Source organism: Paucibacter sp. PLA-PC-4 (genome assembly GCF_026241155.1).
Taxonomy (GTDB): domain Bacteria; phylum Pseudomonadota; class Gammaproteobacteria; order Burkholderiales; family Burkholderiaceae_C; genus Roseateles_E.
On sequence record NZ_JAPFGP010000018.1, the window covers coordinates 58,968 to 72,763 of the forward strand.

The window sequence follows — 13,796 nt, forward strand, 5'->3', positions numbered from 1 at the left end:
TTCTCACTTAACCGATGGACTCGACCTGGCGCGACTGCTGATAGGCCCGGCCGAAACGGTTGGCAAGGAAGGCAGGCAGCTCGACCTCTTCCTGACGGATGAAGCCCTTGGCAGGCAGCTTGCCTTCGCGGAACAAATCGACTGCGGCGCAGATGCCGGCGGCAGTGGTGATCTGGATGGCCGACAGCGGCGCCTTCGCATCACGCTCGGCGAAGATCTTGCGGGCAAAGACCTCCTGCATCAGCACGCCGTTTTTCATGCCGGAGACAGTGACAAAGACCAGCACCACGTCCTGCATGGTCGCGGGCATGCTCTTGCGCATGATGTCCTTGAGCTTGTCCTGGTCGCTGGCCAGCGCCAGGTCTTCGAGAAGGAACTTCATCAGATCGCGATGGCCGGGGTAGCGCACGGTCTTGTAGTCGAGGTTGCGCACCTTGCCGGCCCAGGTCTCACACAGCGTGCCCAGACCGCCCGAGGTGTTGAAGGCCTCGTACTCGGTGCCGTCCAGCGAGAAGTGCTCCAGGCCTTCCAGCGGCAGCGCCGATATGAACGCGCCGCCATGAATGGCCTCGCACGGGTGGCAGTACTCGTTGATCAGGCCGTCGACCGACCAGGTCAGGTTGTATTTCAAGGCATTGGTCGGGAAGGCCGGCAGCGCGCCGACGCGCATCTGCACATCGCGCACCTCGTCGAAACCGGTGGCCAGGTGGTGGGCCACGATGCCGATGAAGCCAGGCGCCAGGCCGCACTGGGGCATAAAGGCGGTCTTGGCGCCCTTAGCCAGGTCCTTGATCGCCTTGGTCGCAGCCACATCCTCGGTCAGGTCGAAGTAGTGGCAGCCGCATTCCAGTGCCAGCGTGGCGGCGGTGATGGCCAGGTGGTAGGGCAAGGCATTGACCACCGTGTCCTTGCCACGCAGTTGGGCCGCCAGCGCCGCCTGGTTCTCGGTATCCACCTCGGCAGTGACGATGCCTTCTGCGGCGAGTGCGGCCAAGTATTTGGCGTTCTTGTCGATCACGGTGACCTGGTAGTCGCCGGTGGCGTGCAACAGGCGGGCGATGGTCTGGCCGATATGGCCGGCGCCGAGCAGGGCGACTTTCATGGGGATCTCCTTCATCGATCAATCAACAGATGGCCGCAGTCTAGAAATGAGCCCGGACGAAAGAAAGCACGATTTCGACGAAATCAATGCATAAAATGACGATTCGTCAGCACCATCATTCACATCGTCGAATTCAAGGGTTATCCATGACTCATAGCGCCCGCGACCCCGTCGACCGCCAGCTGATCACCCTGCTGCAGGCCAATGCCCGCGAGAGCACGGCCAATCTGGCACGCAAACTGGGCGTGGCCCGCACCACCGTGGTGGCGCGGCTGGCCAGGCTGGAGCAGGAGGGTGCCATCGTCGGCTACACGGCAAAGCTGGGCAGCGAGGCGGCAGACCGAGGCGTGCAGGCCTTTGTCGGCATCACGGTGCAGCCGCGCGCCGGGCGCGAGGTGGTCAAGAAGATCGGCGGCTTCCCCGAGCTGCGCCAGCTCGCCTCGGTCAGCGGCGAGTTCGACTACATGGCGCTGCTGCGCGCGGAGTCGACGATGCGGCTGGACGCGCTGCTCGACGAGATCGGCGAGATCGAGGGCGTGATCAAGACCACCAGCTCGGTGGTGCTGGCGTTGCGGGTGGACCGCAGCGCCTGAGCCAGCGGGGCGCGGGCACGGTGCTTGCTAGGTGCCACTCTCTTTTGATCGGAGTGCCCGATGAACAAGCAACAACTCTCCACCGCCCGCGCCCAGAATATCGTCACCGCGCTGAAGGCACTGGTCCTGGTGGCTGCAGTTTGGGGTCTGCTCTACCCGGCCCTGCTGTGGAGTCTGGAGCGGCTGCTTCAGCAGCACGGCTGACCGATCCGCAAGGCACAATGGCGCGCCGCCTGAGCGGCGCAGCCACGGGATGCCTTGCATGACTGTTCTGATACTCGGACTTGTTCTGTTTCTCGGCGTGCACTCGCTACGCATCGTCGCCGAGCCCTGGCGCCAGGCCCAGATCGCACGCCTGGGCGAGAAGCCCTGGAAGCTTGGCTACACCGCCGTCTCGCTGATGGGTTTCGGCCTGATCCTGTGGGGCTATGCGCAGGCGCGGCTGACGCCCACCGTGCTGTGGGCAACGCCGCGCGGCATGAACCACCTGGCCGCCCTCCTGACCCTGGTCGCCTTCATCTTGCTGGCGGCCGGCAACGGACCGCGCAACCACATCCGCGCCAAGCTGCGCCACCCGATGGTGCTGTCCGTCAAGCTCTGGGCTTTTGCCCATCTGCTGGCCAACAACACACTGGCCGATTTGGTCCTGTTCGGCAGCTTCCTGCTCTGGGCCGTGCTGTGCTTTCGCGCCGCGCGGCAGCGCGACCGGGCCGGCGCGCCGGCACCGGCGGCCGGAACGGCGGCTGGCACGGTGGGCGCCGTCATCGTCGGCATCGTCGCCTGGGCCGCCTTCGCGTTCTGGGTCCATGGCGCCTGGCTGGGCGTTCGACCTTTCGTGCGGGCAGTGGGGGCTTGATCGGAGTCTGATCACGGTTTCAGGGCCGCCCGGCCCAGATCGGGCTGGTCGGTGAAGAAGCCGTCCATGCCCAGGGCCAGAAAGGCCTTGAGCTGGCCCGCCATATCGCCCAGGACTTGACCCTCGCGCCGGAACTCCACCGGCAGAAAGCTATTCTCGGCCCGGAACGTCCAGCCATGGACCAGCAGGCCGCGCGCATGGGCCTCGGCGATCAGCCGGGTCGGCGTTCCCAGCTGGCCGCCGGCCAGCGGGATCATCAGGTTCGTGTGCGCACCGATGCCGTCGGCATAGCGCTTGATGAAGTCCAGCCCGGCAGGCAGGGCCAGATCTTGATAGCTGCGCTGATCACCGATTCGGCCGGCCAGGCTCAGGTCATAGGGCCGGCCGGCGGGGCTGAGCAGCTGCACCAGGCGGAGAGCGGTCTTGCCGCGCAGGTACTGCAGGTTACTCACCTCGAAGGACTGGATGAAGACCGGCGCCTCGCGCGTGTTGCCGTAAGCGGCATGAAGCGCTTCGAGCAACCTGTCCTCCAGGCGCGGCAGGCCGGCCGCATCGGTGAAGGCCTTGAAATAGCTCGGGTGCTTGGTCTCGGGATAGAGGCCGACGCCATGAGTCTTGGCCAGCGCAATGACTTCCTGCAGGGTTGGGATTGGGTATTTGTTGTCGTGCGCCTTGTTGGTGAGGCGCTGATCGCGCAGCCGCTCCTGGGCGCGGATATCGGCCCGGATCTCGGCGGCGGTGAAATCCTCGGCGAACCAGCCACCCATAGGCCGGCCGTCGACTTGCTTGACGGTGAGCCGGTCCGCATACTTCTCCAGCTCCCAGACATTGCTGCTGGTGTCCGTGCGGTGCAGCAGCGGCCGCCCATCGGCGCCGCGCTTGATACGGCCGTCGGCCTCCAGTTCGACCCGGGCCAGCAAGGGCTCATGGCGGGCCAGCAGCACGCCGTCCTTGCTCATGACCAGATCGGGCTCGATGTAGTCGGCGCCCTGGGTAATGGCCAGCTCGTAGGCGGCTAGTGTGTGCTCGGGCAGATAGCCCGAGGCGCCGCGATGGGCGATCAGCAGCGGCAACTTGGCAGCGGCGGGCAAACCCGTCTGGGCCAGGGCGGGCGAAGTCACCAGCAGGATCGCCAGGGTGGCAAGCAGCGTTTTCATCCGGACTCCTTGTTAGCAGCCGCAGCATGCCTCAAAGCCGCAGCGCCACGCGCACCCAGCCACTCTCTTGCTTGCCCATCATCTGATAACCCAGCCCATGGCGCTCGCACAGGCGCTGGACGATGGACAGGCCCAATCCGAAACCGGCGCTGGTCTGCCGCTCGCCCGAACCGCCGCTGGCAAGACCCGGCCCTTCGTTCTCGACCCACAGCTCACCGTCGGCCCATCGCAGGCGCACCAGGGCGCCCGGCGCATGCTGGGCGGCATTGGCCAGCAAATTGTTCAGTATCACCGCCAGCACCTCGGGCTGGCCGATCAGGTCGAGCGCCGGGTCTATGTCCAGCTCGAAGGGCGCCACCGGCGCTGAGCGCGCCAAGGCCGCCGCCCGCTGCAGTTCCAGCGCCTGCAGCACCAGGGCCAGCAAGCGGTAGCGGCGCGGCGGCAGCAACTCAAGCTCTCGCGCCAGGGCCAGCAGGCTCTGCACCGTCTGCGTCATGCTGCGGCAGGCCTCGCGGATGCGCGCCAGCGGCGCCTGGGCATGCGCCGGCAGGTCGCCGCGCGCCTGCAGCAGCTCGGCCGAGTTGGCGATCACGGCCAGCGGCGTACGCAGCTCATGGCTGGCATCACGGCCGAACTGCTGCTCGCGCTCGGCGAAATCCTTGTTGCGCTGCCAGGCCGCCTTCAGCGTTTCGGCCAGCCGGCCCAGCTCGTTGCGCGGGAAGTTCTGCAGCTCGATCGGCGGTTCGGTGCCGGGCGGCGCCTCGCGCAGGGCCTGATCCAGCCGCGCCAGCGGCCGCACCGCCTGGCGCGCCAGCCACCAGCCCAGGCCCAGCGACGCCAGCAGCAACACGCCGCACATCAGCCCCAGATTCCACAGAATGGCCGCGCGCTGCGGCCGCACTTCCAGCTGCTGGCTGACCTCGGCCACCAGCCACTGCTGTGGCTGCTCCAGCCGCAGCAGGTGGTAATGCCGCCCCTGCTCGCCGGCCAGCTCGCGCCGCGACGGGTGGGCCGCATGGGCGGCCGCCAGATCAGGCGGGAAGCTGCTCGCATCGGCATGCAGGCTGATGAAGCGGCGCAGCGGTGCCGGTGTGCCCTGGCCGGCCTGCGCCGCCTGCCGCTGATGCTCGCCCTCCTCGGCCAGCATGCGTTCGAAGAAAGTGTCTTCCAGCGAGTACATCATCGCCATCGCCAGCAGCACGAAGAGCGTGCAGATGAAGAGGGTCAGGCCGCCGAAGGCCAGCACGATGCGCTGCTGCAGCGACCAGGCGGCCCTCATGCCGGCAGCTCGAGTCGGTAGCCCTGGCCGGGCAGGGTGCTGAGCAGCGGTGGCCGGTCGGGAAAGGGCTTGTCCAGCGCCTGGCGCAGCTGGTAGATGTGGGAGCGCAGTGCGTCCGAATCGGGCGGCTCGTCGCCCCACAGCCTGCGTGTCAGGGCCTCGCGGCTCACAAGGGCCGGATGCGCCTCGGCCAGGGCCAGCAGGATCTGCCAGCCCAGCGGCTGCAGCAGCAAGACCTGCCCCTGGCGACAGGCCTCGCGGCGGCGCCGGTCCAGGCTCAGCTCGCCCAGCACCAGCCGATGGGGTCGCTGCAGGCGCGGCCGGGCCGCCAGCGCCAGGCAACGCGCCGCCAACTCGGCCAGCTCGAAAGGCTTGCTCAGATAGTCGTCGGCGCCCTGGGCAAAGCCGGCCAGCTTGTCCTGCAACTGGTCGCGCGCGGTCAGCATCAGCACCGGCAAATGGCGTTCGCTCTCGGACCTCAGCAGTGCGCAGACCTGCAGCCCGTCCAGGCGCGGCAGGTTCAGGTCCAGCAGCAGCAGGTCGTAGTCCTGCTCCAGCGCCATGCCCAGACCCAGCGCGCCATCACCGGCACAGTCGACACGGTGGCCCTGCAGGCCCAGGTACTCGGCCAGCGTGTCGGCCAACGCCGCATGATCCTCGATCAAGAGGATGTTCAGGCGCGGGCGCGACGGTATCTCGGTCATTGGGGCTCAACTCTCCAGTTCGGCCAGCAATTGTCGGGCACGTGCATGGTCGGGCTGCTGCAGCAGCACGCGCTTGAGTAGCGCGATCGCCTCGGGCTTGTGGCCGAGCTTTGCATGGACGCTGGCCAGGGCCGCCGTCATGCCGGCATGGTCGGGTGCCAGCTGATGGGCTTGGGCAAGCATGGCCAGCGCGATGTTCAGCCGCTCGGACGCGGCCCCGCCCTCGCTGAGCAGCAAGCCGTAAGTGCCCAACAGCAGCGGATCATGGCGGCCGGCCTCGGCGGAAGCGGCAGCGCCGTTGCCGGCGAGATGACGCTCGATCAGTACCATCGTGGCCTCTTCGATGCTGGGCGTTCGTGCCACCGGTGTGCGGCCCAAAGCCTGCAGCAGGGCCTCTACCAGCGGCGGGGTCGACAGCGGATTTTGGCCGGTGATCAGCCGCTCATCGCTGACCACCAGGGGCAGCATCAGGCCGCGCGACTCGTAGCGCGCACCCTGGGCTTGCAAGGCGTCCTCCAGCAGAAAGGGCAGCTGGCTCAGGGTCTTGCCAGAGAAGCGGCGCTCCTCCGCGTTGCTGAAGCCGGTCACGCGCCGCCCGGCCAGCAGCGGCCGGCCATCGGTGCTCTTAAGGTCTAGCAGGGCCGCCGGGCCGTGGCAGACCGCCGCCAGAACGCCGCCGCGCTGCCAGACCCCGCTCAGCAGTCGCTGCAGCGGCGCATCGCTGCGCAGATCGAACATCGGTCCTTTGCCGCCCAGCACCAGCACGGCCGCATAGTCGGCCGGCCTAAGCCCGGCCGTCGGCAGCGTAGCCTGCAGCCTGGCCATCAGCGCGGCATCGGCTTTGACTTGGCGCGCCGTGCTCTCACCGGAGGGCCGGCCCACGGGCGCGCCGCCCTTGGGGCTGGCGATGTCGAATGCCACCCCATTGGCCTGCAGCAGCTGGGCTGCCAGCGCGAACTCGTGGAAGTCATAGCCCAGCTTGCCGCCGTCCTCGGCCTGGCCGTGGCTACTGAGCACCAGCAGCACGCGCGGCTCAGCAGCCATGGCCGCAGCCGTCAGGGGACTGGCCAGGCCGAGGGTCGCAGCAACGACCAGCAGCAGGCGACGCGAAGTCTTGATCTGGGGCATGAGCGGCTCCGGTGATGAGGATGCGACAGCCTAGAAAGCCGGGCGTGAAGTCGCCGTGAAGCCGGATCACTTTTTCTTTTCGCCGTGCGAATCTTTTGCCCGCGAATCCTGCTCTTGCTTGTCGAGGCGATCGAGACACAAGTCCTCGACCACGCAAACGAACGAGGAGTTGTGAGGCTTCATTTCAAGAACCTGCCGGCCTGGGAACGGCTGCTGCGCGGCGTCTGTGCACTGGCCCTCGAAGCGGTCACACTGCTGCTGGTGCCGAGCAGCCCCTGGGCCTGGCTGCTGGCCGCTGGCGCCGCCGGCGCGCTGCTCTCGGGTCTGCTGGGCTTTTGCCCGGCCTGCGCGCTGATTGGGCGCGAGCTGGGTTGAATCTCGAACCGGACGAGACCGCCAGACGCTCTGCCCCCAGACCGCGCGCAGCAGCGGCTGGGTCGCGACGATAGCCTTCAGCGTGCCAGGCATCTCCCTAGAATGGCGCGCGCCACTCGCCCCCACACCTCACCCCACCCGCCAGCGATCACCGCAGCGCATGCACATTCTCCTGATCGAAGACGACCTCTCCCTGGGTTCCGCCCTGCTGGGCGCCCTGCAGCTGGACGCCTTCAGCGTGCAGTGGCTGCGGCGTGCCGGCGATGCCCCTCGCTGCCTGGACGACGCGAACTGCAGCGCCGTGGTCCTGGACCTTGGCTTGCCCGACGGCAGCGGGCTGGACCTGATGCGGCGCTGGCGCGCCCAGGACGTACTGACTCCGATCCTGCTCATCACCGCCCAGGGCAGCCTGGATGCCCGCCTGACCGGGCTGGACGCCGGCGCGGATGACTACCTGGTCAAGCCCTTCGAAACACCCGAGCTGCTCGCCCGCCTGCGCGCGGTGCTGCGGCGGCAGGCGGCCCAGGCCGGCGACACCTGGCGCTTCGGCGCGCTGAGCCTGCTGCCACGGCAGTCACTGGCCCAGCTGGAGGGTCAGACGCTCGAGCTCACGCCGCGCGAGTTCCAGCTCCTGCTGGCCCTGGCCGAAGGCCGCGGCGAGGTGGTCGGAAAGCGGACGCTGGCCCAGCGGCTGGAGCCGCTGGGTGAGGCGCTGGGCACCACCGTACTGCAGATGCACCTGAGCAATCTGCGGCGCAAGATCGGCGCGCATCGCATCGGCACGCTGCGCGGCGTCGGCTACTGGCTGGAGTCGCTGTGAGGCGCAGCCTGGCCACGCGCCTGGTCGGTACCCTGCTGCTGGCCTTCGCCCTGATCTCGCTGCTGATCCTGTTCCAGAACTTCTGGAGCCTGCGTCAGCAGCAGACCGAGCAATCGCAGGCGGCGCAGCTGGGTGGGCTGCTGTCTCAGACCTTGGCCGCACTCGCAGACGAGGACTCGGCGCGCCTGGCGTTGCAAGGCTTCATGGGCGAATACGCGCAGCTGCGCCGCGAGATGAATGCAGAGGTGGGCCCGGTCTCGGTGCAGCTGCTGCGTGCCGATGGCCGGCCGGTGTTTCGCAGCGACCCTCAGCAGGCAGATCCCGCCTGGCCGGCAGGGCTGAGCCGGCAGGTGCAGGGCGAACGCGCGCTGATGGTCTACGTCGCCAAGGGCCCGCGCTGGACCTTGCGGGTGTTGGAGCCGCTGCCCGGCGACGCGCAGCTGCTGCGGTGGCTGATCGAGCAGATCGGGCCCAGCCTGCTTATGGCCCTGCCCCTGCTTGCGCTGCCGATCTGGCTGGCCGTGCGCAGCGGCCTGCGCCCGCTGCGCGACTTCACTGCCCGCGTCAGCGCGCTGGATACGCGGCGCGACCTGCAGGCACTGGATCTCGACCTGCGCTATGCCGAGCTGCAGCCGCTGGCGCGGGTCCTGGACGAGCTGCTCGCCCGGCTGCGCGAGCGGCTGGCCCATGAGCGCGCCTTCGTCCACGACGCCGCCCATGAGCTGCGCACGCCGCTGGCCGCGCTGGGCGCGCAGGCCCATCTGCTGCTGCACAGCCCCGACGAACCCGGCCGCCAAGCCGCCGCCCAGGCCTTGCAGCAGGATGTGCAGCGCACCGCCCATCTCTCGCAGCAACTGCTGGACCTGGCCGCAATGGATCCGGCACATAGCGGCGCGACCGCCGAGACGCTCGATCTGAGCGAGCTGTGCGGCCTGGTGCTGCGGCAGGCCTACCCGCAGGCCAGGCAGCGCGGGGTCCAGCTGTCGCTGGAGGGTCCGGATCAGCTTCGCTGGCAGGGCGACCGCCGGGCGCTGCATTCCCTTCTGCAGAACCTGGTGGACAACGCGCTGCGCTACGGCGCCCGCGCGGTGGAGCTGCAGCTGCACGACGCCCCCACGGGCCCATTGCTGGCCGTGCGCGACGACGGCCCCGGCATCGCCACCGAGCACCAGGCACTGATGTTCGAGCGCTTCTGGCGCGGCTCGCAGCGCGAGGAGCCCGGCACCGGCCTGGGCCTGGCCATCGTCCGGCAGGCGGTCGAGCGCCTGGGCGCCGGGCTGCGCTGCGGCCCGGGCCTGCAGGGGCGGGGCATCGGCTTCGAGCTGAGCCTGCCGCAGCGCCGGCTTTAGCGTTTCTTTAGGGTCGGTCTCCAAAAATGCGAGGCATCTCAACCACGACCTGCCGCCGTCTATGCGCCTCTTTGCCCCGGGCCGTCGCGCCCTCCTCCTTTTCCCGCTGCTCCTGTCTCTAATCCTGCTGGGCGGCTGCGGCGGCGGCGAGGACTTGGAAGAAATCCGCCATCCCGAGCTACGCCAGGAGCGCCAACGCCTGGGCGAGACGGCGCGCGCCAGCCTGGCCGGCGGCCTGGTGGGCGTGCTCTACGGCAGCCAGCATGAGGCTCTGCAGAAGCTCTACCTCGCCACGGCCGGGCTGGAGCGTACCGGCGGGGCCGCGCTGAGCGAGGGCGCCGTCTTCCAGATTGGCTCGCTGGCCAAGTCCATGACGGCGGCACTTGCGGCCGAACAGGTGCGGCAGGGCAGGCTGCGCTGGGACAGCCGCCCGGCGGACTGGCTGCCCGAGCTGGCGGGCCGGCTGCACCCCGCCTATGCCGGCCTCACGCTGGCCCATCTGCTGGACCATCGCGGCGGCCTGCCCGCGCTGCAGGATCCGGCCGAGCTCGAAAATCTGGCCGCCTTCCTGGCCGCGCAGCCCGAGCCTCTGCCCAACACCGACCGCGGCCGCCGCCGTCTGATGAGTCGCTGGCTGCTGGAGACCGCGCCGGCCAGCCCGCCGGGCCAGGAGGTCAGCTACTCCAACGCGGGCTATGTCATCGCGGGCGCCCTGCTGGAGGCGGCGACGGGCCAGGACTTCGACGTCCTGCTTCGCAACTGGGCACAGGGCCTGGGCCTCGAACTCAGGCAGGGCTCGGCGGTCCCTGGGCATCAGGGCGCGAGCCCGGCCGCGCTGGCACCCTACCAGCCCCTGCCGCCGCCCTGGCATGCCTGGGTTGACGGCGCGATGAAGCCGGCAGGCAATGCCTGGCTCGACGCGGCCGGCTATGGCCACTGGCTGGCGGAGCACCAGCGGGCGCTGCAGGGCAAGCGCCATGGCCTGGCCCCAGACTATGTGCAGCGGCTACGCGAGCTGCCCGAGGGCGGCTACGCGCTGGGCTGGTCCGCCGGCCTGGTCCAGGGTCGGCGCGCCCTGGTCCACACCGGCGCCTACGCCGGCTTCATGGGCATGGCCTGGCTGCAACAGGATGGCAAGAAGAGCTTCTTCGCCCTCAGCAACACCGAGGGCGGCTGGGTGCTGGAGGCGCTGACCCAGGGCCTGCTGCAACTGGCGTTGCGCTGATCCTCTCAAGGAAACGTCGTGCGCCCCAAGTTACCTTGCTACTCCGGCGGGCTGGCTGGGCGCTGCCGGGCCCTGGGCGCGCTCAGTACAAGCCGCGCGTGCGCGCCATCAGCCGAACCAGGCCCAGCATTGCATCGGTATGCGGCGTCGGCATGTCCAGCTTCTGCGCGATCTCGCGCACGGCGCTCACCAGAGCATCCAGCTCCAGCGGCCGGCCGGCTTCGGCGTCCTGCAGCATCGAGGTCTTGAAGGCGCCCAGCTTGCGTGTGACCTCATGGCGCTGCTCGGGCGTCTGATCGACGCCGCAGCCGATGCGCGCACCGATCTCGGCAGCCTCGCGCATGACGTTCGTGACGAAGCCGCGCACCAACTCGTCGTCGAGGATGCGGTCGCAGGTCGCGCCGGTCAGTGCCGAGATCGGGTTCATTGTCATATTGCCCCAGAGCTTGAACCAGATGTCGCGCTGGATGCGCTCGGAGACCGTGGCGTTGAAGCCGGCACGGCCCAGAAGCGCGGCCAGCGCCTCGATGTGCTCGGGTCGGCCGCCTGCGGGCGCACCAAGTATCAGGCCCATGCCCATCACATGGCACACCAGGCCGGGCTCGGGCGTCGTGCAACTGGCATGGACCACGCTGCCGATCACGCGCGCGGCCGGGATCAGGCCGACCACCAGGCCGCCGGGGTCGACCGACTGCAGCCGCAGACCCTCGAGCGCGCCGCCCAGGCCATCGAAAAACCACCAGGGCACGCCATTCATCGCCACCAGCACGCGGGCCTGCTCGTTCAAGTCCAGCAAGGCCTTGACGGCTGGGGCCACCGTCGCCAGCGCCGGCCCCTTGACGGCCAGCACGATCAGGTCCTGCGGGCCCAGGTCCTCGGGCCGCTCGCCGGCCGCGATCGGCACGGTCCAGCGCTCGCCGCCGGACTCGACACGCAGCCCCTGCTGCGCGCGCAAGGCCGCCAGAGTGGCGCCACGCGCCAAAGCGCTCAGCCTGACTTCGGCGCCCAGCCGGTGTCCCAAGTGGCCGGCGAACCAACCGCCGATGGCACCGGCGCCCACAATGCACACTCTCATCGTCATTCCCGTTGCTGTGTCGAGCGCCCCTGGCCGAGGCGCAGGCGGCGAGTCTCGCATAGGGCTGTAGGCGCCGGCCTACAGGTGGCAGCGGCCGCCACTGCTGGTCGCGGCGGGGCAGGGGGCCTATGCTGCCGAGCGATGAGAACCTTGACCTGCGAGCGCTGTGGCCAGCGCGTCTTCTTCGAGAACCTGGCTTGCGATGCCTGCGGCGCAGCGCTGGGTTTTGTACCGGCCGAGCTGGGGTTCGGCGCCTTCGAGATCGGCGGCGATGGCGGCTGGCAGCGCCTCGCCGAAGGCGCGGTGGCTCAGCGCCCTTGCAGCAACTACCGGCTCGAAGGTGTCTGCAACTGGATGCTGCCCGCCGACTCGGCCGAGGCACTGTGCCTGAGCTGCCGCACAACCCATGTGATCCCCGCCTTGGGCAAGCCCGAGAACCGCGACCATTGGGCGCGCATCGAGCAGGCCAAGCGGCGGCTGTTCTACAGCCTCGCCGCGCTGAAACTGCCGGCGCCGAGCAAGGATGACGACGCCGAACACGGCCTGTCATTCCACTTCCTCGAACAGGTCACCCCGCAGCAACGGGTGCTGACCGGTCATGACATGGGGGTGATCACACTCAACATCTCAGAGGCCGACGACGCCCGCCGCGAGCAGATGCGCGCGCATCTGCACGAACCCTACCGCACCCTGCTGGGCCATTTCCGCCACGAGATCGGCCACTACTACTGGGACCGCCTGGTCAGCGGCTCCGGCTGGCTGGCCGAGTTCCGCACGCTGTTTGGTGACGAACGCGCCGACTACGGACAGGCCTTGCAGCAGCACTACGGCGGACCGCTGGCCGACTGGCGCTCAAGTTTCATCAGCAGCTATGCCAGCGCCCACCCCTGGGAGGATTGGGCCGAATGCTGGGCCCACTACATGCATATCCAGGACGGGCTGGAAAGTGCTGCCGCCTGGGGCCTGCGGCTCGAGCGTGCCCTGCCGGGCGGCGCGCCGGTGATCGCGCAGCCGCTGGGGCGCGAGGCCGAGTTGGCGCCAGCGCTGATCGAGCAATGGCTGCCGATCTCGCAGTTCATCAATGCGATGGACCGCAGCCTCGGCTCCTACGACAGCTATCCCTTTGCGATGCCGACACCGGTCATTGAGAAACTGGACTTCATCCACCGGTTGCTTGCTGCAGTCGGGCGAGGCGAGCTGGCCATGAACTTCTCTCGCAATATCTTCTCGCGGAGTTGATATGGAAAACTCGTTTCACCACTTCTGCGATCTGTTCGCTCAGCTGGGCCTGCCCTCGGACGAGGCCGGCATCCGCGGCTTCATCAGCAGCCATCGGCCGCTACCGGCCGACATGAGGCTGGCCGATGCGCCGTTCTGGAGCCCGGCGCAGGCGGCGCTGCTGCGCGAGCAGGTGCGCCAGGACGCCGACTGGGCCGAGGTCATCGACCAGCTCAACGCCGCGCTGCACTGAGCACTTTCTGTCTATCGCTCGGGCCGGCCCGCATCCGGCGGCTGCCGGGCCTCCAACTCGGCAAGCAGGCCGAGCGCACGCTGGGACGAGGCTTGCCGAGGATCGCCAAGCGTCTGCCGAATCGCCAGCGACTGCAGGAAGCAGTCTCGGGCCGGCCCGAAGCGCTGCTGCTCGACGAGGCAGCGGCCCCAGTGGTGCAGCACATAGTGCTCCAGCTGGGTCCAGCGATGCAGACGGGCCAGCGCCAGCGCCTCGGCGAACAGCGCATCCGCCTCGGCTCGCTCGCCACAGTACTGGCATGCCGTGGCCAGTGCGTGGAGCAACCAGGCGGACGGCTCGTGGGCGGGGTGCTGGCGCGCGGCGGGTAGGAACTCCCCAAGCAGGGCGCGAGCCGCCTGCTCCCGGCGGTCGGTGGTCAGCAGGCTGCCGAGATCGCCGGCAGGATCGATGGCCTTGAACAGGTCGGCCTCGGCCCGCGCCTGCGCCAGCCTGAGCTCGGCCCGCGCGATGTCCTGGCGCAGCGCAGCCATGTCGGGCGCGCTGAAGCGCAGGAAGAAACCCTCGTCGACATCGCTCATGGTGGTCGGGGATGGTTCGGTGTTGATGCGATGGCAATGTAAGGGGAATCGAAGCCCGGGGCCGGACTGGATCGGCGGCGGGGC

At 68.9% G+C, this 13,796-nt stretch carries 16 protein-coding genes; 9 read left to right on the forward strand and 7 right to left on the reverse strand.

Annotation, left to right across the window (positions count from 1 at the left end):
* Positions 1–7: 7 nt before the first annotated feature.
* Complete coding sequence (locus tag OOZ63_RS23450) at positions 8–1,102, reverse strand: saccharopine dehydrogenase family protein (protein WP_266008060.1); 1,095 nt, start codon at positions 1,100–1,102, stop codon at positions 8–10.
* 146 nt (positions 1,103–1,248) lie between these two features.
* Between OOZ63_RS23450 and OOZ63_RS23455 the strand changes: the two genes are divergently transcribed.
* From OOZ63_RS23455 to OOZ63_RS23465, 3 genes are read left to right on the forward strand one after another with little or no spacing between them, the layout of a single operon-like run.
* The gene (locus OOZ63_RS23455) at positions 1,249–1,695 is read left to right on the forward strand and encodes an Lrp/AsnC family transcriptional regulator (RefSeq protein WP_266008061.1); all 447 of its coding nucleotides are present in this window, start codon (positions 1,249–1,251) and stop codon (positions 1,693–1,695) included.
* A gap of 60 nt (positions 1,696–1,755) precedes the next feature.
* On the forward strand, positions 1,756–1,899 hold the full coding sequence (locus OOZ63_RS23460) for a hypothetical protein (protein WP_266008062.1): 144 nt from the start codon (positions 1,756–1,758) through the stop codon (positions 1,897–1,899).
* Positions 1,900–1,957: 58 nt separating this feature from the next.
* Positions 1,958–2,551, forward strand: a complete 594-nt coding sequence (locus OOZ63_RS23465; protein ID WP_266008063.1) for an NnrU family protein — start codon at positions 1,958–1,960, stop codon at positions 2,549–2,551.
* A gap of 11 nt (positions 2,552–2,562) precedes the next feature.
* Here OOZ63_RS23465 and OOZ63_RS23470 read toward each other — a convergent pair whose 3' ends face one another.
* Genes OOZ63_RS23470 through OOZ63_RS23485 form a run of 4 tightly spaced genes read right to left on the reverse strand, consistent with a single transcriptional unit; the run spans position 2,563 to position 6,819 of the window.
* On the reverse strand, positions 2,563–3,708 hold the full coding sequence (locus tag OOZ63_RS23470; RefSeq protein WP_266008064.1) for a glycerophosphodiester phosphodiesterase family protein: 1,146 nt from the start codon (positions 3,706–3,708) through the stop codon (positions 2,563–2,565).
* Between the two features lie 31 nt (positions 3,709–3,739).
* Entirely contained in the window at positions 3,740–4,987 is a 1,248-nt protein-coding gene (locus tag OOZ63_RS23475) for a sensor histidine kinase (RefSeq protein WP_266008066.1), read from the reverse strand.
* Positions 4,984–5,664, reverse strand: a complete 681-nt coding sequence (locus OOZ63_RS23480; protein ID WP_416234777.1) for a response regulator transcription factor — start codon at positions 5,662–5,664, stop codon at positions 4,984–4,986. Before OOZ63_RS23480 ends, OOZ63_RS23475 begins: the two co-directional genes overlap by 4 nt.
* 33 nt (positions 5,665–5,697) lie before the next feature.
* Positions 5,698–6,819 (reverse strand): type 1 glutamine amidotransferase domain-containing protein, encoded by a 1,122-nt coding sequence (locus tag OOZ63_RS23485; protein WP_266008069.1) that lies wholly within the window; start codon positions 6,817–6,819, stop codon positions 5,698–5,700.
* A gap of 171 nt (positions 6,820–6,990) precedes the next feature.
* Here OOZ63_RS23485 and OOZ63_RS23490 point away from each other — a divergent pair, with 171 nt between their 5' ends.
* The 4 genes from OOZ63_RS23490 to OOZ63_RS23505 all read left to right on the forward strand — a co-directional run bounded on the left by OOZ63_RS23490 (position 6,991) and on the right by OOZ63_RS23505 (position 10,588).
* Positions 6,991–7,194 (forward strand): YgaP-like transmembrane domain, encoded by a 204-nt coding sequence (locus OOZ63_RS23490; RefSeq protein WP_266008070.1) that lies wholly within the window; start codon positions 6,991–6,993, stop codon positions 7,192–7,194.
* A 160-nt stretch (positions 7,195–7,354) separates the two neighbouring features.
* Complete coding sequence (locus OOZ63_RS23495; protein WP_266008071.1) at positions 7,355–8,014, forward strand: response regulator; 660 nt, start codon at positions 7,355–7,357, stop codon at positions 8,012–8,014.
* Positions 8,011–9,363, forward strand: coding sequence for a sensor histidine kinase (locus tag OOZ63_RS23500; RefSeq protein WP_266008073.1), 1,353 nt, complete (start codon positions 8,011–8,013; stop codon positions 9,361–9,363). Before OOZ63_RS23495 ends, OOZ63_RS23500 begins: the two co-directional genes overlap by 4 nt.
* Before the next feature lie 61 nt (positions 9,364–9,424).
* Positions 9,425–10,588: a serine hydrolase domain-containing protein gene (locus OOZ63_RS23505; RefSeq protein WP_266008074.1), complete on the forward strand. Its 1,164-nt coding sequence runs from the start codon at positions 9,425–9,427 to the stop codon at positions 10,586–10,588.
* Between the two features lie 82 nt (positions 10,589–10,670).
* Here the strand turns inward: OOZ63_RS23505 and OOZ63_RS23510 are convergent, their stop codons facing one another.
* A complete protein-coding gene (locus OOZ63_RS23510; RefSeq protein ID WP_266008076.1) occupies positions 10,671–11,663 on the reverse strand; it encodes a 2-dehydropantoate 2-reductase in 993 nt (330 codons plus the stop codon).
* Positions 11,664–11,804: 141 nt separating this feature from the next.
* On the opposite strand from OOZ63_RS23510, the gene OOZ63_RS23515 reads away from it, so the two are divergent.
* Positions 11,805–12,902, forward strand: coding sequence for a zinc-binding metallopeptidase family protein (locus OOZ63_RS23515; protein WP_266008077.1), 1,098 nt, complete (start codon positions 11,805–11,807; stop codon positions 12,900–12,902).
* 1 nt (position 12,903) lies between these two features.
* A complete protein-coding gene (locus OOZ63_RS23520) occupies positions 12,904–13,134 on the forward strand; it encodes a DUF2789 domain-containing protein (RefSeq protein ID WP_266008078.1) in 231 nt (76 codons plus the stop codon).
* An 11-nt stretch (positions 13,135–13,145) separates the two neighbouring features.
* On the opposite strand, the gene OOZ63_RS23525 is transcribed toward OOZ63_RS23520, so the two are convergent.
* On the reverse strand, positions 13,146–13,712 hold the full coding sequence (locus OOZ63_RS23525; RefSeq protein WP_266008079.1) for a tetratricopeptide repeat protein: 567 nt from the start codon (positions 13,710–13,712) through the stop codon (positions 13,146–13,148).
* Positions 13,713–13,796: the final 84 nt, after the last annotated feature.